Source organism: Paenirhizobium selenitireducens ATCC BAA-1503 (assembly GCF_000518785.1).
Taxonomy (GTDB): domain Bacteria; phylum Pseudomonadota; class Alphaproteobacteria; order Rhizobiales; family Rhizobiaceae; genus Allorhizobium; species Allorhizobium selenitireducens.
Genome location: NZ_JAEG01000009.1, coordinates 55,240 through 79,031, shown reverse-complemented (window position 1 = coordinate 79,031; position 23,792 = coordinate 55,240). Strand labels below are relative to the sequence as shown.

The window sequence follows — 23,792 nt, the reverse complement described above, 5'->3', positions numbered from 1 at the left end:
CTTACAAAGCTCTCAAAGCTTTCTCCACGCTCGTGTGGCTGCCAGTTTTCTGGCCCGCCTGCTTCTCGCAGGCGGCCATGTCCTTCTGGAAGTCAGACGCCGCGGCGCGTGCATCTTCGATCAGCATACGGCGGGGCTCGCCCTTGTTGGCCAGTCCGTCTGCCACTGATACGGCAAGGTAGGCCAGCGAATGGGCCGCCATGTCGCAGGACGTCACGGTGCCACCTTCCTCGCGGCGCTTGAGCGCTGCTTCGATGATCCGGCCGAGTTCAGTGCCTGTCTTGGATAGCTGGCGGCTGTTGCCCGCACCGATCGCCTTGACGATGGTGGCCTCGGCGGCGTTCACCTTGCGAAAGACCGCTTCCAGTTGACCACTGTCCTGCGCCGAAACGGCGCTCGCGCCAAGGGCCAATGAAAATGCGGCTGGCCCGAAGGCCAGCCCCTTTAAGGTGATACGTCGCTGCGACCGTTGCATCAGGCCGACTTCTTCGCGTCGTCGTCCTTGACTTCCTCGTAGTCGGCATCGACGACATCGTCATCCTTGCCGCCTTCCGAGGCGCCAGCGCCTTCTTCGGCCTGCTGTGCTTCATAGATCGCCTGGCCGAGCTTCATGGAAACCTCCATGAGGGTCTGGGTCTTGGCCTGGATGTCCTCGGCGTTCGGTTCGGAGGCTTCCATCGCCGTCTTCAGGGTGGCGATGGCGTCCTCGATGGCCTTGCGGTCGGTTTCCGAAACCTTGTCGCCATATTCCTTGAGCGACTTCTCCGTCGAATGGACGAGGCTCTCGGCATGGTTCTTGGCTTCAACTGCGGCACGACGCTTCTTGTCGTCCTCGGCATGAGCCTCGGCATCCTTGACCATCTTCTCGATGTCGGCGTCAGACAGACCACCCGACGCCTGGATGCGGATCTGCTGCTCCTTGCCGGTGCCCTTGTCCTTGGCCGAAACCTGAACAATGCCGTTGGCGTCGATGTCGAAGGTCACTTCGATCTGCGGGACGCCGCGCGGAGCAGGCGGCAGGCCGACGAGGTCGAACTGGCCGAGCAGCTTGTTGTCCTGCGCCATTTCGCGCTCGCCCTGGGAAACGCGGATGGTCACGGCCGACTGGCTGTCCTCGGCGGTCGAGAAGGTCTGGCTCTTCTTGGTCGGGATCGTCGTGTTGCGATCGATCAGGCGCGTGAAGACGCCACCCAGCGTTTCAATGCCGAGCGACAGCGGGGTCACGTCGAGCAGCAGCACGTCCTTGACGTCGCCCTGCAGAACGCCGGCCTGAATGGCGGCGCCCATGGCAACCACTTCATCCGGGTTCACACCCTTGTGCGGTTCCTTGCCGAACAGCTGCTTGACGATTTCCTGCACCTTCGGCATGCGGCTCATGCCGCCGACCAGAACGACTTCCTCGATCTCGGAAGCGGTCAGACCGGCATCCTTGAGCGCTGCCTTGCACGGTGCAACCGTACGCTGGATCAGGTCGTCGACCAGGCTTTCGAACTTCGCGCGGGTCAGCTTCAGGGTCAGGTGCTTCGGACCGGAAGCGTCTGCCGTGATGAACGGCAGGTTGATTTCGGTCTGCTGCGAGGACGAAAGCTCGATCTTCGCCTTTTCCGCAGCTTCCTTGAGGCGCTGCAGGGCAAGCTTGTCGTTCTTCAGGTCGATGCCGTTGTCCTTCTTGAACTCGGCTGCGAGGTACTCGACGAGACGCATGTCGAAGTCTTCACCGCCAAGGAAGGTGTCGCCGTTGGTCGACTTCACTTCGAAGACGCCATCGCCGATTTCCAGGATCGAGATATCGAAGGTACCGCCGCCAAGGTCGTAAACGGCAATCGTCTTGCCTTCGCGCTTGTCCATGCCATAGGCAAGGGCCGCTGCGGTCGGCTCGTTGATGATGCGCAGGACTTCGAGGCCGGCGATCCGGCCTGCGTCCTTGGTGGCCTGACGCTGGGCGTCGTTGAAGTAGGCCGGAACGGTGATGACGGCCTTTTCGACCTTTTCGCCGAGATAGGCTTCAGCCGTTTCCTTCATCTTCTGAAGGATCATGGCGGAGATCTGTGCCGGAGAATAACCCTTGCCCTGGGCTTCGACCCAAGCGTCGCCGTTATCGCCCTTGACGATATGGAACGGAACGAGGCCCTTGTCCTTCTCGACGGTCGGATCTTCGTAGCGGCGGCCGATCAGGCGCTTGACTGCGAAGAGCGTATTGGTCGGGTTGGTGACCGCCTGGCGCTTGGCCGGCTGGCCGACGAGGCGCTCGCCGTCGTCGCTGAAGGCGACCATGGAAGGCGTGGTGCGTGCGCCTTCGGAATTTTCGATGACCTTCGCGTCCTTGCCGTCCATGACGGAAACGCAGGAGTTGGTTGTTCCAAGGTCGATACCGATTACTTTAGCCATGTCATTCTCTCCTTGAAGCAGGCCGTCGGAACCCCCGAAAGGCATTCCCCTGACGGCCCCTCGACGTGGATGGTCTGGGATCTCGCAGCCTTCGCTGCGGTTATGTCGCGTATATAAGAAGCGGTTTTTCTGACTGCAAGGCTGGAAACGGGGCGTAACCCTGTAAAAAGAACAGATTGGCGCCGATTGCCCGGCCTTTTTGCGGCCCGAAATCTGCTGCCGGACTCGGCAAGACCGATAGCGGTCAAGCCTTGCGCCGGGCTGCATTCGAAAAGATGGTTTCTGCCATGGGCCGATACAAGACGTGCGCGGTCATTGGCCCATGATGATGTCCAGGAGTGTCGTGCGCCGGCTCGCCGGCTGGACCGGCGATGGAGCGCCGACATCGGCCGGCGGAATGGGGCCGCCCGCGCCCTGCTGGTAGGGATCGGCCTGCGGTATTTCCGCCTGCGGCGTAACGGCCTGCGGTGCGTTCCCCGACCTTGCGACAGGCGCATTCGGCGCGGTCGGATAGCGCTTTTCGCCGCCGGAGAAGACGTCGGAGAGGATGGTGCCGATCGTCATCGGCTGTGCTTGCGGCTCCACATAACCTTCGCCGGCGAGCGGCACGGGCGTCAGGCCCGCATGGGCAGCCGTCATGAAGTCGTGCCAGGCCTTGGCGGGAAGGCCGCCACCCGTCACCTTCTTCATCGACTGGCCATCGTCATTGCCGAACCACACGCCGGTCGTCAGGTTGCTGGTGTAGCCGACGAACAGCGCGTCGCGGAAGGACTGGGTCGTCCCGGACTTGCCCGCCGCTTCCCAGCCGTCGAGGCGGGCCTTCTTGCCGGTGCCGTCGGTGATGACGCCCTTCAGCATGCGGTTCATGGCGGCGACCACCGGTTCGCCGAGAACGCGCGGCGGTTCCGCATAGTCGTTTTCGTAGAGCACCTTGCCCTCGGCGGTCGAGATGCGCCGGATGATATGCGGCGTCGCCTTGTAGCCGCCGTTCATGAACGGAGCATAGGCGGCCGTCAGCTCGAGAAGCGAGACTTCCGACGTGCCGAGCGCGATCGAGGCGTTGGATTGCAGCTCCGATTCGATGCCGAGCCGATGGGCAAGCTTGATGACATGGTCCGGTCCGACCTCCATCACCAGCTGCGCGGCAATCGTGTTCAGCGAATTGGCCAGCGCATGGGAAATGGTCACCGGTCCGCGATATTTCTCGTCGTAATTCTCCGGCGTCCAGTTGCCGATTCTGACCGGCGCATCGTTGCGGGTCGACTCAGGGCGCACGCCCGTTTCCAGCGCCGCGGCATAGACGAACGGTTTGAAGGCCGAGCCCGGCTGGCGCTTGGCCTTGACCGCGCGGTTGAACTGGCTCTCGGCATAGTCCTTGCCGCCGACCAGCGCGCGGATCGCGCCCGTGCCGTCGATCGACACCAGAGCGGCCTGCGAAGCCTTGAGCTTGTCGCCCTCGGCCTCGAGGCTATCGACGATCACCGCCTCGGCCTTCTTCTCCAGGGTCATGTCGATCGTCGTCTCGACGAGCAGGTCCTCGCTGATCGTGCCGATGAGGCGCTTGGTCTCGTCGAGCACCATGTCGGCCACGTATTGGCCCGCACCTGTCCAGTAGCGCTTGGCCGTCGTCGGGGGCTGCGACATCGCCGTCTTGATCTCGTCTTCGGAGATGAAGCCTTCCTCGCGCATCGCGCCGAGAACGACCTGCGCGCGGGCTTCCGCCGCCTGCGGGTCGCGCGCCGGGGAAAGGCGCGACGGGGCTTTCAGCAGGCCGGCCAGAAGTGCGGCCTCGCCGAGATTGACGTCGCGGGCCGACTTGGAGAAATAGCGCCGCGATGCCGCCTCCACGCCATAGGCGTTCGAGCCGAAATAGACGCGGTTGAGATACATGGCCAGGATCTGGTCCTTGGTGAACTTGTGTTCGAGCCAGAAGGACAGGAGCACTTCCTGGATCTTGCGTTCGACCGTACGCTCGGGCGAGAGGAAGAGGTTCTTCGCCAGCTGCTGCGTCAGCGTCGAGCCGCCCTGCACCGTGCGGCCGCTGACGATATTGGTCACCACCGCGCGGGCCAGGCCGAACGGATCCACGCCGAAATGCGAGTAGAAGCGCCGATCCTCGATGGCGATGACGGCCTGCGGGATGAACGGCGACATGTCTTCGAGCGCCAGTGCCTCGCCGCCCGTCGCCCCGCGATTGGCGATGACGGTTCCCTCGACCGAAACGACCTTGAGATTGGGCGGTCGTTCGGGGATCGACCACGCGCTGGCGCTCGGCATGCGCGCGCCATAGTACATGACGATGCCGCCGACGCCGATGGCGCCCCAGATGCCGAGCACGATGCACCAGTAGATCAGGCGGCCGAGCAGGCCCGACAGGCCGCCGGAACTGCGCTTGGCCTTGCCCTTGCCGCGGCCCGACGAGCGCGGCTTGGACGCGGCCTTTGCCGTCTTGCCGGTCTTGCCCTTGGTGCCCCGGCCCGCGCGCTTCCCGCCGATGCGGTCGCCGGCATCGACGCGAAACTCGTCATCGCGCTCGTCCTCCTCCTCGAAGGTCGGCTCGACGCGTTCACGGGATTTGCCTCTGCTTGCCATGGCCGGCGATCTTGCTCCAGAAACCTGTGCGCCTGCATCCGGCCGTCGCCGGGACGCGCTTCGCGCTGTATGTTGCAGCCGCATGACAAGCAGGAAGGCGCGGCCGGAGGATTGGAGTCTAAATGCGGCGATTTAAGGGGGGGTTAACACGCGGTAAACATTCCCCTGTCGCGCTGTCCGGGCAGCGCGGCCATGGCGCTGAATGCTCCGGCACCTCGATGCCTACCGTCCTACTGGCAGAGATCGGCCCACTCGGCATCGGTCAGTTCCGCCATGCGCCCCGGTGCGATATGGACCGCCGAATTGGTGGCGCCGGCGGCCGGCACGACCTGGTCGAACGCCTTCAGCGACACGTCGCAATAGACCTTGAGGGGCGAGGGCAGGCCAAACGGGCAGACGCCGCCGACCGGATGGCTGGTGACCTCGACTACGTCCTCCGGCCCCAGCATGCGCGGCTTCACGCCGAAGCGATCCTTGAACTTGCGATTGTCGAGCCGCTTGGTGCCGGCGGTCACCACCAGCACGACTTCGTCGCCGATCCTCAGGCAGATCGTCTTGGCGATCTGGTCCGGCTCGACCCCATGCGCTTCGGCCGCCAGCGCCACCGTCGCCGAACTCGCATCGGTGACGATGACGGCGATGTCGGGGGCATGTTCTGCAAAGAAGATCTGGACGGATTGGAGGCTCATGCAGGTGTTTTATTCAAAGCACCGCAGGTCGGGCAAGTCTCTTTCTGCCAGTCGCCCCTTGATAACCGGTTTCGGGCTCCCCATCTGAAGGTCAACCAGTGCCGCAGCCTTCAAAGAAAAAAGGACCTGCAGCATTTCAGGTCAGGACGTTCGAGGCCGTTAACCACCGGTTAATCACTTTGCGCCATCCTGATCTTCATGGGACTTGGGTCGCCGTCGAAAGACGAGGGCTCAAATCCGGAATGCGCATTGCATGTTTCCGCCCCTGACCACGGATGTACTGGCACGGGCGTCGAAACGGCAGAGGAAAGGTCGGGTAACCCCCGGCCTTTTTGCGTTTTTGGCGCATGCCGACCGCAAGGCGGCATGCGCGAAAGTCCTGGCTCCCTCAGGAGGAAGCCAGCGCATCGAGAATGCGGATCCACGACCGGATGCCCTTGTGGAACGAGTTCAGGTCGTATTTCTCGTTCGGCGAATGGATGCGGTCATCGGTCAGGCCGAAGCCGACCAGCAGCGAATCCATGCCGAGCATCTTCTGGAAATCGCCGACGATCGGGATCGATCCGCCCATGCCGATGACGACGGCCGGCTTCGGCCATTCGTCCGACAGGGCGTTCTTCGCCTTGGTCAGCACCGGTGAGTCATAGGACAGCTGGATTGCTGGCGAGCCGCCATGTTCATGGAAATCGACCGTGCAGTCGGCCGGGATCTTCGAGCGCACGTAAGCGCGGAAGCTCTCGCGGATCTGGGCCGGGTTCTGGTCGCCGACCAGGCGGAACGACACCTTGGCGGACGCCTTGGCGGCGATCACCGTCTTGAAACCTTCGCCGGTATAGCCGCCGGTGATGCCGTTGACCTCCGCCGTCGGCCGCGCCCAGGTGAGCTCGAGCACAGAGCGGCCCTTTTCACCCGACGGGATCGACAGTCCCACTTCGCCAAGGAAGCTTTCCGCCGTGCGGCCGAGCGTTTCCCAGGATGCCTTGATGTTGGCGGGCGTCTCTTCGACCCCGTCGTAGAAGCCCGGCAGGGTGATGCGCCCGGTCTCGTCATGCAGGCCGGCCAGGATGTCGACCAGAATGTGGATCGGGTTGGCGGCGGCACCGCCGAACAGGCCCGAATGCAGGTCACGGTCGGCGGCGGTGATGGTGATTTCCTCGCCGACCAGGCCGCGCAGCGCAGCCGCGATCGCCGGCGTCTCCGTGTTCCACATGCTGGTGTCGCAGACCAGCGCATAGTCGGCCTTCAGCTCTTCGGTATTGGCCAAAAGGAAGGGCTTCAGCGACGGCGAACCGGATTCCTCCTCGCCCTCGAACAGGATGGTGATCTCGATCGGCAGGCTGCCATGCACCGCCTTGTAGGCGCGGCAGGCTTCGACGAAGGTCAGCAGCTGACCCTTGTCGTCCGACGTGCCGCGACCGGTGATGACCTTGCGGCCGCCGTCGAGCTCCTTGATCGCCGGGGCGAAAGGATCGTTTTCCCAGAGGTTCAGCGGATCGACCGGCTGGACGTCGTAATGGCCGTAGAACAGCGCGTGCGGCGCGTTTGCGGTCGCGCCGGCGTGGTGGGCGACGACCATCGGATGGCCGGGCGTGTCGCGCACCGAAGCCGTGAAGCCGAGCGCGGTCAGTTCCTGGACCAGCCATTCGGCGGCCTTGCGGCACTCGGCCTTGTAGGCGGGATCGGTCGAGATCGAGCGGATCCGGACGAGGTCGAACAGGCGATCGAGGCTCTGCGGCAGGGCCTTGTCGGCGCTGTCGAGTACGGCGGAAATATCGGTCATGGCATCCATCCTGGACATTGCAAATCGCCGGGACGATAGACCAAAGGCCTCAAGGTTTCGAGGCCGGCCGAAATTTAATTTCGTCAAGTGCGGGCCGCCGCAGGAACGGGTATGCGCGGCTAGACCTTGCGGGCGTTGTCGATCGCCCAGCGGATATATTCGAGCATCAGCTCCTTCTCGAAGCGGCGAAACCCGGAGAAAAGCGCCTGGTCCGCGGCATCGGCCGCCGCAAGCGCCTCGTCCTTGAGGCCGCGGGCCTTGTCGGTGAGGAAGACGAGCTGGGCGCGGCGGTCGGAGGGATGCGGCCGGCGCTCGATCAGTCCGTCGCGTTCCATGCGCGACAGCGTGTTGGCCATCGTCGCCTGTTCGATGTCGACGCGGTCGAGAAGCTGCTTCTGGGTCAGGCCCTCTTCGTTCCAGAGCTCGATGAGAATGGGCAGCTGGCCGGCCGAAAACCCCAGCTTCGCCGCACGCACCTGCAGGGCGCGGGCAAATCCCTTGGCCAATTGGCCGGCGAGATAGGTGGCGGAATCGCAGCGATTTTGAGCCATGCCCATGGATAAGCCTGTTTAAGGCTTCCCTCAAGAATAAATCGCAGGCGATCTACTTCGGGATCCGGTCTTTTTGAGGCTGTGGCGGCGGGCGAACCATGGCCCGGACATCAAGAAGCCGCCATGGCTTGGAGGCGGACGCCATGGCGGCTTCGAAATGGGGGACAAAGGCCCGGAGAGGGGGATAAGGCCTTTGTCCAGTCTGAAGCGGCGGGGGACGAGCCTCTTTCAGACTGCGGCGTGATCAGGCGCCGGTGACTATCAAATGTGCGGTGAAATATGTTTTTTCAAGGGAAGGCCGGATTACAAATTCGTAACGTTTTCGTGTTTGCGGCACGGCTCCTGCGGCAAGTTTGTATGGACGCCTCGAACGCCCCGCGCTATCCATGCCGACATGAAAAAAGGCGATCATCTCTTCCTCGTCGACGGCTCGGGCTTCATCTTTCGTGCCTTCCACGCTCTTCCCCCGCTGACCCGAAAGTCCGACGGGCTGCCGGTCGGCGCCGTCTCGGGTTTCTGCAACATGCTGTGGAAGCTGCTGACGGAAGCGCGCGACACGAGTGTCGGGGTGACCCCCACCCATTTCGCCGTCATCTTCGACTATTCGTCGAAGACCTTCCGCAAGGAACTCTATCCGCTTTACAAGGCCAACCGTTCGGCGCCGCCGGAAGAGCTGGTCCCGCAATTCGGCCTGATCCGCCAGGCGACGCGTGCCTTCAATCTTCCCTGCATCGAGACAGAAGGCTTCGAGGCCGACGACCTGATCGCGACCTATGCGCGGCAGGCCGAGGCGGTCGGCGCCGACGTCACCATCATCTCCTCCGACAAGGACCTGATGCAGCTCGTCACCCCCATGGTCCACATGTATGACAGCATGAAGGACAAGCAGATCGGCATTCCCGACGTCATCGAGAAATGGGGCGTCCCGCCGGAAAAGATGATCGACCTGCAGTCGCTCACAGGCGATTCCACCGACAATGTTCCCGGCGTCCCGGGTATCGGCCCGAAAACGGCGGCGCAGCTGCTGGAAGAGTTCGGCGATCTCGACACGCTGCTGGCCCGCGCCGGCGAGATCAAACAGGTCAAGCGTCGTGAAAACATCGTGGCCAATGTGGATCTCGTCCGCTTGTCACGCCAACTGGTGACGCTGAAGACCGACGTGCCGGTCGACATGCCGCTCGATGCTCTGGTTCTGGAGCCGCAGGACGGGCCGAAGCTGGTCGGCTTCCTCAAGACGATGGAATTCACCACGCTGACGCGCCGCGTCGCCGATGCCTGCGGTTGCGACGCCTCCGCCATCGACCCGGCTCCGGTGATCGTCGAGTGGGGTTCTGCCGCCCACGGCCCGGACCTTGATGCGGCCGCACAGGCAAATGGTGAGGCCCTGGTTTCGTCCGCCGCACCGGCCGAGGCCGGCAAAACAGCCCCGGCTTCCGCTGCTACGACCGGTGATCCGGCCCCTGCGGATCTCGCGGCTGCGCGCGCCGCCGCATTCCATGGCAGCAAGATCGACACGACCGCCTACCAGACGATCCGCGATCTCGGCACGCTGAACGTCTGGATCGACGCGGCGCGCGAGACGGGTCTCGTCGCCTTCGATACCGAGACGACTTCCATCGATCCGATGCTGGCCGAACTGGTCGGTTTCTCGCTCGCCATTGCCGAGAACGGCCAGCAGTCCGGCTCGACCGATATTCGCGCCGCCTATGTGCCGCTTGGCCACAAGACCGGCCGCGACGACCTGTTCAGCGACGGTCTGAAGCTGGCCGAAGGGCAGATCCCCATGGACGCGGCGCTTGCGGCGCTCAAGGGCCTGCTGGAAGATCCGTCGATCCTCAAGGTCGCCCAGAACCTCAAGTATGACTACCTGCTGATGAAGCGCTACGGCGTCGTCATCCAGGGCTTCGACGACACCATGCTGATGTCCTACGTTCTGGACGCCGGGAAGGGCAATCACGGCATGGACGGCCTGTCGGAGCGCTGGCTGGGACACACGCCGATCGCCTACAAGGATGTCGCGGGCACCGGCAAGTCGTCGGTCACCTTCGACCATGTCGATATCGACAAGGCGACCGCCTATGCGGCGGAAGACGCCGATGTGACCCTGCGCCTGTGGATGGTGCTCAAGCCCCGCCTTGCGGCGGAAAAGCTGACACGCATCTACGAGCGGCTGGAGCGTCCGCTTGTCCCGGTACTGGCCGACATGGAAGAGCGCGGCATCTCGATCGACCGCCAGATCCTGTCGCGCCTCTCCGGCGAACTCGGCCAGAAGGCCGCTGCCTTCGAGGACGAGATCTATGAACTCGCCGGCGAGCGCTTCAACATCGGTTCGCCCAAACAGCTCGGCGACATCCTGTTCGGCCGCATGGGCCTTCCGGGCGGCTCGAAGACCAAGACCGGCCAGTGGTCGACCTCGGCCCAGGTGCTGGAGGACCTTGCGGCCGAAGGTGCGCCGCTACCGCGCAAGATCGTCGACTGGCGCCAGCTGACCAAGCTGAAATCCACCTATACGGACGCGCTGCCCAGCTTCGTCCACCCGGAGACGAAGCGGGTCCACACCAGCTATTCGCTCGCCTCGACCACGACCGGCCGCCTGTCGTCCTCCGAGCCGAACCTGCAGAACATTCCGGTGCGCACCGCCGAGGGCCGCAAGATCCGCACCGCCTTCGTCTCCACGCCCGGGCACAAGCTGCTGTCGGCCGACTACAGTCAGATCGAACTGCGCGTGCTGGCCCATGTGGCCGAGATCCCGCAGCTGCGCCAGGCCTTCGCCGACGGTATCGACATTCATGCGATGACCGCCTCGGAAATGTTCGGCGTTCCGGTCGAGGGCATGCCGTCGGAAGTCCGCCGCCGCGCCAAGGCGATTAACTTCGGCATCATCTACGGCATTTCCGCCTTCGGTCTCGCCAACCAGCTCGGCATCGAGCGGTCGGAGGCCGGTGACTATATCAAGAAGTATTTCGAGCGCTTTCCGGGCATCAAGGACTACATGGAGAGCACCAAGGCCTTCGCCCGCGAAAACGGCTATGTCGAAACTATCTTCGGCCGTCGCGCCCACTATCCGGAAATCAAGTCGTCCAACCCTTCCATGCGCGCCTTCAACGAACGCGCCGCCATCAATGCGCCGATCCAGGGCTCGGCCGCCGACGTCATCCGCCGCGCCATGATCAAGGTCGAGCCGGCGCTCGAAGCGGCGGGTCTTCGCGAGAGGGCGCGCATGCTCCTGCAGGTGCATGACGAACTGATCTTCGAAGTCGAGGACGAGGCGATCGACGCGGCCATGCCGATCATCGTCCAGACGATGGAGCATGCGGCCATGCCGGCCGTTTCCATGCGCGTGCCGCTCAAGGTCGATGCCCGCGCCGCCCACAACTGGGACGAGGCGCACTGAGCAGGCGGTCAGATCAGCGCGGTCCGCGCCGCCACATGATTGCGGATCGTCTGTTTGAGCAGCGCGAGTGCGGCACTCGGTTCGACACCGGCCCGGGTCGTCAACCCGACCGCGCCGCGTGTCTCGCTCATGTCGATTGCGAGTTCGGCCAGCCGGCCGCTCTGCAACTCGTCGGCGACGACCCCGCGCGAGATGAACCACACGGCCTGATGCCGGGTGACGAAGGCGCGGCCGAACGAGTCCGAAACCGTCTCTACAGTGTTCGGCAGGTCCGGAATACCGTTGGTCAACAACAGCCGATCGACATAGGGGCGGATGACCGAGCCCCTGTTGGGCATCAGCACAGTGTAGTTGGCAAGCGAGCCGAGCGTGAAATTGCGCCGGGCCAGAAGCGGATGGTCAGGCGCCACGATGATTGCCACTTCCTCGCTATAGAGCGGCTCGAAGTACAGGCCGGTCATGCGCTCCGGTGCCGCCAGGCGCCCCACCACCAGGTCCAGTTCGCCGAGGCGCAGCGAATTCAGCAGCGCGCGGTTCTCGCCGCTTTCGATCGTCACCTGGCTGCCGGTGCCGCTCGCCAGGAATTCAGCGACTGCATCGGGCATGAATGTAGCCGACGCCGTTGGCAATGTGCCTATGCGGATCGGCGGCCCCTCGGACTTCATCGCCTGGGCAAGCGAGTCCATGCCCCGCTGCACCGCCGCCAGACTCTCGGCCGCGTGCTTCACGAACACCTCGCCGAAATGCGAGATCCGGATGCCGCGGCCTTCCTTTTCGAGAAGCGCCACGCCGAGGATCTCCTCAAGCTCGCGCATTGTCCGCGTGACTGCCGGCTGGGTGATCGCCAATGCGTCGGCGGCCTTGCCGACGCTGCGCTGGCGTGCGACCTCAAGAAAGGTCTGCAGGTGTCGAAACTTGATCCTCTGATCCATGATTTATGCCAATTTGGTTATGAATTTGAGAGGAAATATCATTTTACCCGCCAAAATGCATCGAATAACTTTCACCTCGTGAGGAGAACCCCATGGCTTTCGCCACCATCAACGGAATTACGGTCCACTATGAAATGCTGGGCGAGCCGGACGCGAAGAATCTCGTCGTCTTCTCCAACTCGCTCGGCACCGATTTCCGCATCTGGCTGCCGCTGTTCGACGAGATCAGCGATGACATTTCCGTCCTGCTCTACGACAGCCGCGGTCATGGCCTGACCGGCGGCGCCGACAAACCCTTCGGCATGGCTGAGCTTGTCGACGACCTGATCGCGCTGGTCGAGCATGTCGGCATCAAGCGGGCGGTGTTCTGCGGCCTCTCGGTCGGCGGCTTGATCTGCCAGGGCGTTTGGCAGAAGCGGCCGGAGCTGGTGAAGAAACTGGTACTGTGCGACACGGCAGCCAGGATCGGCACTGCGGACGTCTGGAACGCGCGGATCGACGCCATCGCCAAGGGCGGTCTGGAAAGCATCGCCGACAATGTGATGCAGCGCTGGTTCACGCCGGACTTCCACGAGGAGCGCGCCGACGATCTTGGCGGCTACCGGACGATGCTGTGCCGCCAGTCCGCCGCCGGCTATGTCTCGACCTGCGAAGCGATCCGCGACACGGATTTCACCGATGGACTGGCGACGATCTCGGTGCCCGTTCTCTGCTTGGTCGGCGACCAGGACGGCTCCACCCCGCCCGAACTGGTCGAGACGGCGGCCCGCGCGATCCCTGGCGCTCGCTTCGAGGTCATCGAGGGTTGTGGCCATATCCCCTGCGTCGAGCAGCCGGAAGCGCTGGCCGAACTGCTGCAGGCGTTTCTCAAGAAGGCATGACATGAGCGAAGCCCCGGAAAAGTCTCCTCGTTACGATCAGGGCATGGCGACCCGCCGCAGCGTGCTGGGCGACAGCTATGTGGATGAGGCACAGAAGTCGAAGACCGCCTTCGACGAGCCGTTCCAGGACCTGATCACGGAGGCTGCCTGGGGCCATGTCTGGTCGCGGCCGACCTGGACCAAGCGCGAGCGCTCGATGGTCACCATCGCGCTGCTCGCCGCGCTCGGCCATGACGAGGAGGTGGCCATGCACGTGCGGGCGACGAGGAACACGGGAGCGACGCCCGAGGACATCGTGGAGGCGCTGCTGCACGTGGCGATCTATGCCGGCGTGCCGGCGGCCAATCACGCGATCAAGATTGCCAAAAACGCGCTCCAGCAGATGGAAGGCGACAGCGAGAGGGAGGAAGGACGATGAGCAACGCGAAGTCCGAGACGGGGATATTCTTCCCCCGCGACCGTGACATGCATCCGCCTGCTTACACTCCGTGGTACAAGACCACCGTGCTGCGCTCGCCGCAGCGCGCGCTGATCTCGCTTGAGGGCACCAGGAGCGAGGTCACCGGCCCGGTCTTCGGCCACAATATGCTGAACGAGTTCGACAACGACCTGATCGTCAACTACGCCAAGCCCGGCGAGAGCCCGATCGGCCAGCGCATTCTGGTCCATGGTCGCGTTTTGGACGAGCGCGGCAGGGGCGTCGCCGGCGCGCTGGTCGAGTTCTGGCAGGCCAATGCCGGTGGCCGCTACCGCCACAAGAAGGACACTTACCTCGCGCCGCTCGACCCGAATTTCGGCGGCGTCGGCCGCACCATCGCCGACGAGGATGGTTATTACTGGTTCAAGACCATCAAGCCCGGCCCTTACCCTTGGCCGAACGGCGTCAACGACTGGCGCCCGGCGCATATCCACTTCTCGGTCTTCGGCCACGGCTTTGCCCAGCGGCTGATCACCCAGATGTATTTCGAGGGCGATCCGCTGATCTGGATCTGCCCGATCGTCAAGACGATCCCCGACAAGGAGGCGATCGAGCGCCTGATCGCGCCGCTCGACATGAATGCGACCATGCCGCACGACATGCGGGCCTACAAGTTCGACATCGTACTACGCGGCCGCCGCTCGACGCTGTTCGAGAACCGGATGGAGGGAAACTGACATGGTACAGCCGCTTAACTACCTGAAGGAATCCCCGTCGCAGACGGCCGGTCCCTATGTCCATATCGGCTGCATGCCGAACTTCACCGGCATCTCCGGAATCTATGAGAAGGACCTCGGCTCCGGTCCGCTTGTGAATGACAAGACCCGCGGCGAGCGGATCACGATCAAGGGCCGCGTCATCGACGGTTCGGGCACGCCGCTCAAGGACGCCATGGTCGAGATCTGGCAGGCCGATGCCAACGGCCTTTACAGCAGCCCGTCGGAAACCAGGGGAAGGGCCGATCCGAATTTCCTCGGCTGGGGCCGCTGTCCGGCCGACATGGATACCGGCGAATACGTCTTCGAGACGATCAAGCCGGGTCGCGTGCCGTTCACCGACGGCAGGCTGATGGCGCCGCACATCACCATCTGGATCGTGGCGCGCGGCATCAATCTCGGCCTGCACACACGGATGTACTTTGCCGACGAGGCGGAGGCCAATGCGGACGATCCGGTGCTGGCCCGCGTCGAGCACAAGGTGCGCGTGCCGACCCTGATCGCCGTGCGGGATGGCGATGCCTACAGGTTCGACATCCATCTGCAAGGAGAGAACGAGACGGTGTTCTTCGACATCTGACGATAGTCTTTCAGAACCGCGGTGCGCCTTCGCCGGTGCACTGCCGGACCCTTTTCGACATGTTAGCGTCGCCCGGCAGGGTTTGTCTGCCGGTCATTACGGTCGCGAACGCCGCCTGTTCTTCAGGTCAGGCGAGCACCTGGGAAAGTTCCGCCTGGACCTTGCGCAAGGCCGGCAGATAACGCGCTGCAAGCGCAGACATGGGTTCGGCGCCGGCGGCAAGCCCGACATTGAGCGCGGCAACGGTCTGGCCGCGGGCCGTCGTCAGCGGCACGGCTATGGAGCGCAGGCCCAGTTCGACCTCCTGGTCGATCAGCGCGTAACCCTGTTCGCGTGTCTCTTTGAGGATCGCCATCAGTTCGTCGAGATCTGTCACGGTCCGCTCCGTCCGTGCTGTCCGGGCGGATGCCTGCAGCACCTGCCTTGCCTCTGCGGGATCCAGCGCCGCCAGCAGAACGCGGCCCATCGACGTGCAGTAGGCGGGCAGGCGTGAACCCGGCATCAGCGCGATCGACATCACCCGGCGCTGAGCGGCACGCGCGACATAGACGATTTCGCTCTCGTCGAGGATCGAAACGGACGTGCTCTCGCCGATCTCCTGGGACAGGCGGTCGAGAACCGGCTGCACGATGCGCGGCAAGGGCATGGCCGCAAGGCAACCTGTTCCGAGTCTGAGCACGCGGGGCGTCAGCGTGAAGAACTTCCCGTCATAGGCCGCATAGCCCATTTCCGAGAGCGTCAGCAGGCAGCGCCGGGTGGTGGCGCGATCGAGGCCCGCGGCCTCGGCGGCTTCGGTGATCGACAGCCGTGGTCGCTCGGCGCTGAAGGCCTCGATCACCTTGAGGCCTTTCATCAGCCCTCCCATGATGTCGCGTTCCTTGATCATTCCGCTTCCCTGTTTGTTTCTCTGCTGTGTGCGATATTCGAACAAATATCATATAACGCACAAACTGGTTGCCGTCGAGCCTTGGTCCGCTTACTTCTTTCGGCCGAAGTCGGCGGGCATGGCTCGCGGAGCCGCTACGGGGGTGCACATGGACAAGACAGTTTCAGACGCGGCCGCGGCCGTGGCCGATATCGGCGATGGAGCAACCGTGATGATCGGCGGCTTCGGCGGGTCCGGCGCGCCGATCGAGCTGATCCATGCCCTGATCGACAAGGGGCCGAAGGATCTGACTGTCATCAACAACAATGCCGGCAACGGACGCATCGGCATCGCCGCGATGATCGATGCGGGCATGGTCCGGAAAATGATCTGCTCGTTTCCGCGCTCGTCCGATCCGCGCGCATTCACCGACCGCTATCTCGCCGGCGAGATCGAGCTCGAACTTATCCCCCAGGGAACGCTCGCCGAGCGGATCCGCGCCGGTGGCGCCGGCATTCCGGCCTTCTACACGCCGACCGCCTACGGCACGGAGCTCGCCGAGGGCAAGCCGATCACCGAGTTCGATGGCCGTCCCTATGTGCAGGAGCGCTGGCTGAAAGCCGACTTTGCCATCGTCAAGGGCCAGATCGGCGATACCCACGGCAACCTCACCTACAACAAGGCCGGTCGCAATTTCAATCCGCTGATGTGCATGGCCGCCGCCAGGACGATCGCCCAGGTGTCGCGGCTGCTGCCCGCCGGAGGCATCGATCCGGAACATGTCATCACGCCGGGGATCTTCGTGAATTCCGTCGTGGAGATCCCTCATCCGCAGCAGGAAGAAGAACTCATTCGAGCCGGAGTGGCCTACGTATGACCATCGACACACGCGAAGACATCAAGCTTTCCAACGCCCAGATCGCCTGGCGCGCCGCCCAGGACATTGCCGACGGCGCCTATGTCAATCTCGGCATCGGATTCCCGGAAATGGTCGCCCGCTACCAGCCGTCCGGCCGCGAGGCGATCTTCCACACGGAGAACGGCATCCTCAATTTCGGCGAGCCGCCACCGCCCGGCGAAGAGGACTGGGACCTCATCAATGCCGGCAAGAAGGCCGTGACGTTGAAGCCCGGCGCCTCCTTTTTTCACCATGCCGACAGCTTTGCCATGGTGCGCGGCGGCCATCTGGATGTCGCCATCCTCGGCGCGTACCAGGTCGCCCAGAATGGCGACCTGGCCAATTGGCGGGTGGGCTCCAAGGGAGTGCCCGCCGTCGGCGGAGCGATGGACCTCGTGCATGGCGCAAAGCAGGTCTTCGTCATCACCGAGCATGTCACGAAGAAGGGCGAGCCCAAGCTCGTGGAGAAATGTGCCTTCCCGCTGACCGGTGTCGGCTGTATCACGCGTGTCTATACGAGCCACGCGGTCATCGATATCGTGAAGAGCCGCTTCGTGGTGCGCGAGAAGCTCGCCGGCATGTCGATGGAGGAACTTCAGGCCATGACGGGCGCGGGCCTGCATGTCGATGGTCCCGTAGCCGACCTCGTCGTACCCGAACTGCAAGGATGATCTGATGACCGAAGCCTTCATCTGCGACTATGTCCGCACCCCGATCGGCCGGTTCGGCGGTTCGCTCTCGTCGGTGCGAGCAGACGACCTCGGCGCCGTGCCGCTGAAAGCCTTGATGGCCCGGCATGGCGGCCTCGATTTCGAAGCGGTGGATGACGTCATCTTCGGTTGCGCCAACCAGGCAGGCGAGGACAATCGCAACGTCGCCCGTATGTCGCTGCTGCTCGCCGGGCTGCCGGTCAGTCTCGGCGGAACCACGATCAACCGCCTGTGCGGCTCAGGCATGGACGCGGTGATCGCCGCCGCCCGCGCCATCAAGGCGGGCGAAGCGGACCTGATGATCGCCGGCGGCGTCGAAAGCATGTCGCGCGCGCCCTTCGTCATGCCCAAGGCCGAGACCGCCTTTTCGCGCCATGCCGAGATCCACGACACGACCATCGGCTGGCGCTTCGTCAATCCGCTGATGAAGAAGCAGTACGGCGTCGACTCGATGCCCGAGACCGGCGAGAACGTTGCGGAAGACTATCATGTCAGCCGCGAGGACCAGGACGCCTTCGCCGTCCGCTCGCAGGCCAAGGCCTCGGCCGCCCAGCAGAACGGGCGGCTGGCAAAGGAGATCACCCCGGTGACCATTCCCCAACGCAAGGGCGATGCGGTGGTCGTCGATCGCGACGAGCATCCGCGCGCAACGACGATCGAAACGCTCGCCAAGCTCGGCACCCCGTTCAAGCGCGAAGGCGGCACAGTGACGGCCGGCAATGCCTCCGGCGTCAATGACGGCGCGGCCGCGCTGATCATTGCCTCGGAAGCCGCAGCCCGCAAGCATGGCCTGACCCCGATCGCCCGCGTTCTGGGCGGCGCTGCCGCCGGTGTTCCGCCGCGGATCATGGGCATCGGCCCGGCGCCGGCCTCGCAGAAGCTGATGGCCCGGCTCGGCCTGCGCCAGGAACAGTTCGACGTCATCGAACTCAACGAGGCCTTCGCCTCCCAGGGGCTGGCGACGCTGCGCCTGCTGCGCATTGACGACGACGACCCGCGCGTCAACAGGAATGGTGGGGCGATTGCCCTTGGCCACCCGCTCGGTATGTCTGGCGCCCGCATCGCCGGCACGGCGGCGCTCGAACTGGCGCTTACCGGCGGCCGCTATTCGCTGTCGACCATGTGCATCGGCGTCGGCCAGGGCATTGCCGTGGCGCTGGAGCGGGTCTGAGCCATGGCGCTGACGTTTCTGCCCTATTTTGCCCGTCTTCTCGCCGATACCGAGATCGCCGACATGCTCGGGGAAAGGGCGGATCTCGCTGCAATGCTCGCCTTCGAGGTGGCGCTCGCACATGCGGGGGCCGCTCACGGACTGATCGATGCGAAGGATGCCGCGTCGATCGACGCTTCGCTCATGCGCTTCGAGCCCGATATGGGGCGCCTGGCCCAGGCGACGCTCAGGGACGGCGTCCCGGTCCCCGATCTGGTCGCGCAGATGCGCGAAGCGGCCGGCGGAGAGGCGGCATCTGCACTGCACTTCGGCGCGACGACGCAGGATGTCATCGACACCGCGCTGGCGCTGAAACTGAAGCCGGTCTTCGCCCTGCTGCAACGCCGGTTCGAGCTGGTCGACAACCTTCTCGCCGATCTCATCGAGCGCTTCGGAGACCGGCCCCTGATGGCGCGGTCCCGCATGCAGGCGGCGATCGTGATCGAGGTCGGCGACCGGCTCCTGGTCTGGCGCAAGGCGCTGGCCCAGCTGGCTGCCACCCTTCCTGCCATGGCCGATCGGCTGCTCATCCTGTCTTTGGCTGGCGCTGCCGGCACGGCTGAGAAATTCGGTGACAGGATCGACCCGGTTTGCACGGCCCTGGCAGCGGAACTCGGTCTTGCGGTGCCAAGCTACGTGCCCCACACCGATCGCGACCGGATCGCCGATTTCGCATCCTTCCTGTCGCGGATTACCGGCGCGCTCGGCAAGGTGGGCGTCGATGTCACCCTGATGGCGCAGAATGGCATCGATCAGATCGAGCTGTCCGGCGGCGGCGGATCGTCGGCCATGCCGCACAAGCGCAATCCGGTTCTGGCCGAGGTTCTGGTGACGCTGGCGCGTTACAATGCCACCCAGGTTGCCGGCCTGCATCAGGCGCTGGTGCACGAGCAGGAGCGCTCCGGCAGCGCCTGGACGCTCGAATGGCTGATCCTGCCGCAGATGATCGAGGCAGCGGCGACGGCGCTTTCCCATGCCGCATCGCTGCTCGCATCGGTCGAACGCATCGGCGAGCCCGGCTGACCGTCGGGCTCAGGTCCCGGCGCGGCGGGCCAGGACCGCCTCGAGGGTCGCGATCAGCTTCGCGCCTGCGTCTGCCAGCGCACCGCTATTGTCGACGTCGACCACGTCATAGCCGCCCTCGACCTTTAGCGAGCCACGCTTCAGCCGCTCAAGGATCTCCTCGCGGCTTTCGCGGCCGCGGGCGACCAGCCGCTCGGCGAGAACCTCCGGCGAAGCGGTGACGTTGATGACCAGGAGCGACGGAAACGCCTTGGCCCAGTTCGGGAGCGCTGAGCGCGAACCGTTGGCGATCACCAGATGGCCGAGCGCCAGCTTTTCATGCACCGAGGCCGGAATACCGTAGCTCAGGCCATGGGCGTCCCAGTCCACCGCAAAAGCGCCTTGCTCCCGCATCGCCTCGAATTCGACAGGCGAGACGCCGAGGTGCTGTTCTCCGCCCGCATCGGCCGGACGGGTGATAACCCGCTGGACGAAGTGGACGCAGGCTTGCCTGGCAAAGTGCGCCATGGCGATGTGGATCAGGCTGTCCTTTCCGGCGCCGCTCGGACCGACGACGGCGACCATCGTGCCCGCCGGGTTGTTCATTCGCAGTCGGGAGGAACCGCTGTCCATCAGGCGACCCTGCGCCCCTCGCGCCAGACCGAACGCACCACCGGAACGCCGTCGTCGCGCCGCACGCGAACCAGGTCGGCGCGCAGGCCCGGAGCGACCCGGCCGCGATCCTCCAGGCCGACGGTCCGTGCCGGGGTCGAGGTGACCATGGCGAGCGCCTGCGGCAGGCTGATGCCGTCGAAATCGTCCGCGAGGACGAAGGGAGCATGCAGGAGACTGAGGGGCACGTAATCGGAGGAAAGCACGTCCAGCACGCCAAGGCTCGCGAGATCGCGCGCAGCAATATTGCCGGAATGCGACTTGCCGCGCACCACGTTCGGGGCGCCCATCAACACGCTCATGCCGGCCTGATGCGATGCATCCGCCGCCTCGAGGCTGGTCGGGAACTCGGCGAGCCGCACGCCGTAGCCCTTGGCCTCCTCGACATGGTCGAGGGTCGCGTCGTCATGGCTGGCCACCGTGATGCCGCGCGCGGCGCAGACGCGTGCCAGCGCGTCGCGGTGGGGGGCTGCATATTTCGCCGAGGATTCCTGCCGGCGGGCGACGAAATGGGCGAAGGCCTCTTCCGACAGCCCGCGCTTCGTCTTGTAGTAGAGCGTGTACTGTTCCATCGTCTGGAACTGTCGCTGCCCCGGCGCATGGTCCATCAGCGACACCAGCCGCACGTAAGGGTCGGTCTCGAAATCGGAGAAATGGTCGAGCACGTCGGCAGCGGAAACCTCGCAGCGCAGATGGATCAGGTGCTCCGCCCGCAGCCGGTCCTCTCGCTCGGCCGCCTGGATGGCGTCAGCCATCTCGCGCATCTCGCCCTGGCTGAAGCCGCCATCCTCGTCCGAGCCCATGCGCAGGCAGTCGAACACGGTGGTAATGCCGGCGGTCGCCACCTGGGCGTCATGGGCCTGGATCGCCGAAGTCTTGTTCCACCGCACGCCCGGGCGCGGCGAGTAGTGCGATTCGAGGTGGTCGGTGTGCAACTCGACGAGGCCGGCGATCAGGTAGTCGCCGCCGAAATCCTCGCCGGTGCGCATCGGGCCTTCCGAAATGTCGGCGATGCGGCCGTCGCGGATCTGGATGGAGCCTTCGACGACTTGGTCTTCAAGAACGATGCGGGCATTTGAAAGAATGGTCTCGGCGGACATGCGATCGACTTTCGATGGTTCAGGCGCCGGTGAGCGGCTGCCAGGCGTGGACGGTGAAGGGCGTACCTCTTTGCCGCTCGACGAAGAGCGCGAGGCCGGAGATGCGGAGCGGTTTGTCGGTGAAGGCGGCAAAGCGGGTGGAGGCATGCTGGCGCATCGCATCCGCCTGCGTGGGCTCGACCGGGCCGGTCAGTGTCATATGGAAGCGAAATTCCTCCATGACGTAAGGATAGCCCCAGCGCAGCAAATGCGCGCGCTGGGCCTCGCCCAGACGCTCGGGCTTGCGCCGAGCGATGTCGGCGTCGCTGAGCGGTGCGCGAAACGGTTCGAAGGCCTCGACCACGGCCGCCGCGAAGTCCTGCAGCGGCGGGTGCGTCTCCGCCGGGATCAGTGCTAAGAACGGCCCGAGCTGGCCGACCACGATGGATGGTATGTCGAAGGCTGCGCGGGAGGCGCAAAATGCCCTGAAGCGCTCGGCCAGCATGTCTTCGCTCTGGCCTTCGGCCAGTTCGAAGGGTGCCTTGATCGTCGCATGGAATCCGTAGCGCCGGGGATCCTCGGTGAGGCTCGCCATGGTCTCGGCCGGAAACGCATCCGCCGCCTCGATCGCGACGGTCTTCCCGGAAAAAGCGTCGCGGCCGAGCCAGGCAGCCGCGCTCCGGGTCAGGGGATCGTCGGCGGGAGGCGTGAAATAGAGCGCATAGCGCAAGGGAGATGTCCTCGTATGATTGGTCGCCGCCACAATGACGTTTCCGGGGCGGGGTGCAAGTCGGTCTCGCTAGCCGAACAGCATGACAGATTGATGATACGGCAAGGGTGTGGCCTTCGAAATCAGTGCTTCGTTCCCATCAGGCGCGAGCGCAGCGCATTCGAGATGCCGTCGAAGATGAAGACGACGATCAGGATCAGCACGACCATATAGGCGACATTCTCCCAGTCGGAGTTCGTTCGCATCGCTTCCCACAGCTTCAGGCCGATACCGCCGGCGCCGACGGCGCCGATGATGGTGGCCGAGCGGGTGTTGGATTCCCAGAAATACAGCGCCTGCGATGCAAAGAGCGGCAGGACCTGCGGCAGCACGCCGAAACGCTGGACCGCGAGCGGTGTGGCGCCGACGGACTTGACCCCTTCGCGCTGCTTGTCGTCGATGTTCTCCAGCGCCTCGGAGTAGAGCTTTCCAAGCGTTCCGGTGTCGGTGAAAAAGATCGCCGACATGCCCGCGAGTGGTCCGGGACCGAAGGCGCGGGTGAAGAACAGCGCCCAGATCAGCATGTCCACGGAGCGCTGAAAGTCGAAGAACCGCTTGGTCAGCTGGTTCACGAAGCCGTTGCGCAGGATATTGCGGGCGGCGATGAAGGACAGCGGAAATGCGACGATCGAGGCGAACAGCGTGCCGATGAATGCCATCACGATGGTCTGAAGCATCTTTGTCCAGACGTCGAGATGCTGCCATGACGGATTGTAGAGAATGTCGTTCCAGGCGAGCGAGAGATTGCTTTGGCCCGGATCAAGGCGTTCGCCGGAGAAGACCAGTCCGGCGACTTCCCCGAGGCTCCTGTCGAAATAGGCGGAATTGGTGTCGAAGAAGAAATTCTCCCAGCCGAAGAAGCGCTTGCGGATCTTGACCTTGTCCGCCTGGACCTCGACCCAGCCTGACAGGCCGAAGCTTGCCACCACCTTTGCCCCGGGCTGGCGCTGTTCGGCCCAGTCGGGAAGCGCCGTCGTGGCATCGACGGTATCGCGGGCTCCATTGAGATCCAGCATGAGCGTCTCGCCGTCCCGCACCAGCACGACCCGGTCGGGCATGATCTCGACCGTGCGGGCGGTGCCCATCTCCACCAGGGCCTGGGTGACGATCTCTTCCTGCCGGACTTGCGGAGCGATCGCTTCCTGTGCGTTCGCGTCGGCCTTGGCTGTGGTCGCCGCAGGCGCCATGAAGCTGAAGCTCGAGGACTTTGCCGGCGCAGCGGCTGCGGCGTTGGGAGTCGCAAGTGCCGACGCAGTGCGGCTCACTGTTTCCCGCGTGGCCTTCAGCCAGTCCGGATTGGCATTGGGGCCGAGCGGGTCGAAGCGGGGATAGGTGATCTTCATCGCCCCGTCTGCGGCGATCGAAATGTCCGGACGCACCTCATAGGAAACCCAGTCGGCGAGGTAGGAGCCGGCGATCGACCAGTTGGCGTTGGAAACGACCTTGCCGATCGAAAAGAACCACCAGGCGAAGACGAAATAGAGAATGACGCCGCCGGCGATGAAGCCGACCTTGAAACGCTGCCAGACGGACCGCTGCAGGATGCCGGGATGGCGGGCGGCGATCGCCTCCAGTTCGTTCATGTTCATGGTTTGCATGGACGTGG

21 protein-coding genes are annotated in these 23,792 nt (G+C 64.3%); 9 read left to right on the top strand and 12 right to left on the bottom strand.

Annotation, left to right across the window (positions count from 1 at the left end; translation table 11 throughout):
* Position 1 precedes the first annotated feature (1 nt).
* The 6 genes from L867_RS0113700 to L867_RS0113675 all read right to left on the bottom strand — a co-directional run bounded on the left by L867_RS0113700 (position 2) and on the right by L867_RS0113675 (position 8,000).
* Positions 2–475, bottom strand: coding sequence for a hypothetical protein (locus L867_RS0113700; RefSeq protein WP_028737422.1), 474 nt, complete (start codon positions 473–475; stop codon positions 2–4).
* A complete protein-coding gene (gene dnaK, locus L867_RS0113695) occupies positions 475–2,388 on the bottom strand; it encodes a molecular chaperone DnaK (RefSeq protein ID WP_028737421.1) in 1,914 nt (637 codons plus the stop codon). Before dnaK ends, L867_RS0113700 begins: the two co-directional genes overlap by 1 nt.
* 312 nt (positions 2,389–2,700) lie before the next feature.
* Positions 2,701–4,980, bottom strand: coding sequence for a transglycosylase domain-containing protein (locus tag L867_RS0113690; protein ID WP_028737420.1), 2,280 nt, complete (start codon positions 4,978–4,980; stop codon positions 2,701–2,703).
* A gap of 230 nt (positions 4,981–5,210) precedes the next feature.
* On the bottom strand, positions 5,211–5,669 hold the full coding sequence (locus L867_RS0113685; protein WP_028737419.1) for a YbaK/EbsC family protein: 459 nt from the start codon (positions 5,667–5,669) through the stop codon (positions 5,211–5,213).
* A gap of 388 nt (positions 5,670–6,057) precedes the next feature.
* Complete coding sequence (locus tag L867_RS0113680; RefSeq protein WP_028737418.1) at positions 6,058–7,449, bottom strand: M20/M25/M40 family metallo-hydrolase; 1,392 nt, start codon at positions 7,447–7,449, stop codon at positions 6,058–6,060.
* Positions 7,450–7,568: 119 nt separating this feature from the next.
* On the bottom strand, positions 7,569–8,000 hold the full coding sequence (locus L867_RS0113675) for a MarR family winged helix-turn-helix transcriptional regulator (RefSeq protein WP_028737417.1): 432 nt from the start codon (positions 7,998–8,000) through the stop codon (positions 7,569–7,571).
* 394 nt (positions 8,001–8,394) lie between these two features.
* Between L867_RS0113675 and polA the strand changes: the two genes are divergently transcribed.
* Positions 8,395–11,394, top strand: a complete 3,000-nt coding sequence (gene polA, locus L867_RS0113670) for a DNA polymerase I (protein ID WP_028737416.1) — start codon at positions 8,395–8,397, stop codon at positions 11,392–11,394.
* An 8-nt stretch (positions 11,395–11,402) separates the two neighbouring features.
* Here polA and pcaQ read toward each other — a convergent pair whose 3' ends face one another.
* Complete coding sequence (gene pcaQ / locus L867_RS0113665; RefSeq protein ID WP_028737415.1) at positions 11,403–12,329, bottom strand: pca operon transcription factor PcaQ; 927 nt, start codon at positions 12,327–12,329, stop codon at positions 11,403–11,405.
* An 89-nt stretch (positions 12,330–12,418) separates the two neighbouring features.
* On the opposite strand from pcaQ, the gene pcaD reads away from it, so the two are divergent.
* From pcaD to pcaG, 4 genes are read left to right on the top strand one after another with little or no spacing between them, the layout of a single operon-like run.
* Complete coding sequence (gene pcaD / locus L867_RS0113660) at positions 12,419–13,207, top strand: 3-oxoadipate enol-lactonase (protein ID WP_028737414.1); 789 nt, start codon at positions 12,419–12,421, stop codon at positions 13,205–13,207.
* A gap of 1 nt (position 13,208) precedes the next feature.
* Positions 13,209–13,625 carry a 4-carboxymuconolactone decarboxylase gene (gene pcaC / locus L867_RS0113655; RefSeq protein ID WP_028737413.1) on the top strand — a complete coding sequence of 139 codons (417 nt, stop codon included), beginning with the start codon at positions 13,209–13,211 and terminating at the stop codon, positions 13,623–13,625.
* Positions 13,622–14,362, top strand: coding sequence for a protocatechuate 3,4-dioxygenase subunit beta (gene pcaH / locus L867_RS0113650; RefSeq protein WP_028737412.1), 741 nt, complete (start codon positions 13,622–13,624; stop codon positions 14,360–14,362). Before pcaC ends, pcaH begins: the two co-directional genes overlap by 4 nt.
* 1 nt (position 14,363) lies before the next feature.
* Positions 14,364–14,981, top strand: a complete 618-nt coding sequence (gene pcaG / locus L867_RS0113645) for a protocatechuate 3,4-dioxygenase subunit alpha (RefSeq protein WP_028737411.1) — start codon at positions 14,364–14,366, stop codon at positions 14,979–14,981.
* Between the two features lie 127 nt (positions 14,982–15,108).
* Here pcaG and L867_RS0113640 read toward each other — a convergent pair whose 3' ends face one another.
* Positions 15,109–15,867: an IclR family transcriptional regulator domain-containing protein gene (locus L867_RS0113640; RefSeq protein WP_028737410.1), complete on the bottom strand. Its 759-nt coding sequence runs from the start codon at positions 15,865–15,867 to the stop codon at positions 15,109–15,111.
* Between the two features lie 148 nt (positions 15,868–16,015).
* On the opposite strand from L867_RS0113640, the gene L867_RS0113635 reads away from it, so the two are divergent.
* Genes L867_RS0113635 through L867_RS0113620 form a run of 4 tightly spaced genes read left to right on the top strand, consistent with a single transcriptional unit; the run spans position 16,016 to position 19,687 of the window.
* Entirely contained in the window at positions 16,016–16,723 is a 708-nt protein-coding gene (locus L867_RS0113635) for a 3-oxoacid CoA-transferase subunit A (RefSeq protein ID WP_028737409.1), read from the top strand.
* A complete protein-coding gene (locus L867_RS0113630) occupies positions 16,720–17,415 on the top strand; it encodes a CoA transferase subunit B (RefSeq protein WP_028737408.1) in 696 nt (231 codons plus the stop codon). Before L867_RS0113635 ends, L867_RS0113630 begins: the two co-directional genes overlap by 4 nt.
* A gap of 4 nt (positions 17,416–17,419) precedes the next feature.
* Positions 17,420–18,625 (top strand): 3-oxoadipyl-CoA thiolase, encoded by a 1,206-nt coding sequence (pcaF, locus tag L867_RS0113625; protein ID WP_028737407.1) that lies wholly within the window; start codon positions 17,420–17,422, stop codon positions 18,623–18,625.
* 3 nt (positions 18,626–18,628) lie between these two features.
* On the top strand, positions 18,629–19,687 hold the full coding sequence (locus L867_RS0113620) for a 3-carboxy-cis,cis-muconate cycloisomerase (RefSeq protein ID WP_028737406.1): 1,059 nt from the start codon (positions 18,629–18,631) through the stop codon (positions 19,685–19,687).
* Between the two features lie 9 nt (positions 19,688–19,696).
* Here the strand turns inward: L867_RS0113620 and phnN are convergent, their stop codons facing one another.
* The 4 genes from phnN to phnE all read right to left on the bottom strand — a co-directional run bounded on the left by phnN (position 19,697) and on the right by phnE (position 23,784).
* Positions 19,697–20,299 (bottom strand): phosphonate metabolism protein/1,5-bisphosphokinase (PRPP-forming) PhnN, encoded by a 603-nt coding sequence (phnN, locus tag L867_RS0113615; protein ID WP_051438978.1) that lies wholly within the window; start codon positions 20,297–20,299, stop codon positions 19,697–19,699.
* Complete coding sequence (locus L867_RS0113610) at positions 20,299–21,438, bottom strand: alpha-D-ribose 1-methylphosphonate 5-triphosphate diphosphatase (protein WP_028737404.1); 1,140 nt, start codon at positions 21,436–21,438, stop codon at positions 20,299–20,301. The genes phnN and L867_RS0113610 overlap by 1 nt, the downstream gene beginning before the upstream one ends.
* Positions 21,439–21,457: 19 nt before the next feature.
* Positions 21,458–22,147, bottom strand: coding sequence for a DUF1045 domain-containing protein (locus tag L867_RS0113605; RefSeq protein ID WP_028737403.1), 690 nt, complete (start codon positions 22,145–22,147; stop codon positions 21,458–21,460).
* 122 nt (positions 22,148–22,269) lie between these two features.
* Positions 22,270–23,784, bottom strand: coding sequence for a phosphonate ABC transporter, permease protein PhnE (gene phnE, locus L867_RS0113600; protein WP_028737402.1), 1,515 nt, complete (start codon positions 23,782–23,784; stop codon positions 22,270–22,272).
* Between the last annotated feature and the right edge of the window lie 8 nt (positions 23,785–23,792).

What these genes read in the sequence shown, in the direction of transcription:
- L867_RS0113620 (WP_028737406.1), top strand. Translation starts at nt 18,629, where the DNA reads ATGGCGCTGACGTTTCTGCCCTATTTTGCCCGTCTTCTCGCCGATACC.
- L867_RS0113640 (WP_028737410.1), bottom strand. Translation starts at nt 15,867, where the DNA reads ATGATCAAGGAACGCGACATCATGGGAGGGCTGATGAAAGGCCTCAAG.
- phnE (WP_028737402.1), bottom strand. Translation starts at nt 23,784, where the DNA reads ATGCAAACCATGAACATGAACGAACTGGAGGCGATCGCCGCCCGCCAT.
- pcaG (WP_028737411.1), top strand. Translation starts at nt 14,364, where the DNA reads ATGGTACAGCCGCTTAACTACCTGAAGGAATCCCCGTCGCAGACGGCC.
- L867_RS0113675 (WP_028737417.1), bottom strand. Translation starts at nt 8,000, where the DNA reads ATGGCTCAAAATCGCTGCGATTCCGCCACCTATCTCGCCGGCCAATTG.
- L867_RS0113680 (WP_028737418.1), bottom strand. Translation starts at nt 7,449, where the DNA reads ATGACCGATATTTCCGCCGTACTCGACAGCGCCGACAAGGCCCTGCCG.
- L867_RS0113685 (WP_028737419.1), bottom strand. Translation starts at nt 5,669, where the DNA reads ATGAGCCTCCAATCCGTCCAGATCTTCTTTGCAGAACATGCCCCCGAC.
- pcaD (WP_028737414.1), top strand. Translation starts at nt 12,419, where the DNA reads ATGGCTTTCGCCACCATCAACGGAATTACGGTCCACTATGAAATGCTG.
- pcaC (WP_028737413.1), top strand. Translation starts at nt 13,209, where the DNA reads ATGAGCGAAGCCCCGGAAAAGTCTCCTCGTTACGATCAGGGCATGGCG.
- polA (WP_028737416.1), top strand. Translation starts at nt 8,395, where the DNA reads ATGAAAAAAGGCGATCATCTCTTCCTCGTCGACGGCTCGGGCTTCATC.
- pcaF (WP_028737407.1), top strand. Translation starts at nt 17,420, where the DNA reads ATGACCGAAGCCTTCATCTGCGACTATGTCCGCACCCCGATCGGCCGG.
- dnaK (WP_028737421.1), bottom strand. Translation starts at nt 2,388, where the DNA reads ATGGCTAAAGTAATCGGTATCGACCTTGGAACAACCAACTCCTGCGTT.
- L867_RS0113630 (WP_028737408.1), top strand. Translation starts at nt 16,720, where the DNA reads ATGACCATCGACACACGCGAAGACATCAAGCTTTCCAACGCCCAGATC.
- pcaH (WP_028737412.1), top strand. Translation starts at nt 13,622, where the DNA reads ATGAGCAACGCGAAGTCCGAGACGGGGATATTCTTCCCCCGCGACCGT.
- L867_RS0113635 (WP_028737409.1), top strand. Translation starts at nt 16,016, where the DNA reads ATGGACAAGACAGTTTCAGACGCGGCCGCGGCCGTGGCCGATATCGGC.
- L867_RS0113690 (WP_028737420.1), bottom strand. Translation starts at nt 4,980, where the DNA reads ATGGCAAGCAGAGGCAAATCCCGTGAACGCGTCGAGCCGACCTTCGAG.
- L867_RS0113610 (WP_028737404.1), bottom strand. Translation starts at nt 21,438, where the DNA reads ATGTCCGCCGAGACCATTCTTTCAAATGCCCGCATCGTTCTTGAAGAC.
- L867_RS0113700 (WP_028737422.1), bottom strand. Translation starts at nt 475, where the DNA reads ATGCAACGGTCGCAGCGACGTATCACCTTAAAGGGGCTGGCCTTCGGG.
- phnN (WP_051438978.1), bottom strand. Translation starts at nt 20,299, where the DNA reads ATGGACAGCGGTTCCTCCCGACTGCGAATGAACAACCCGGCGGGCACG.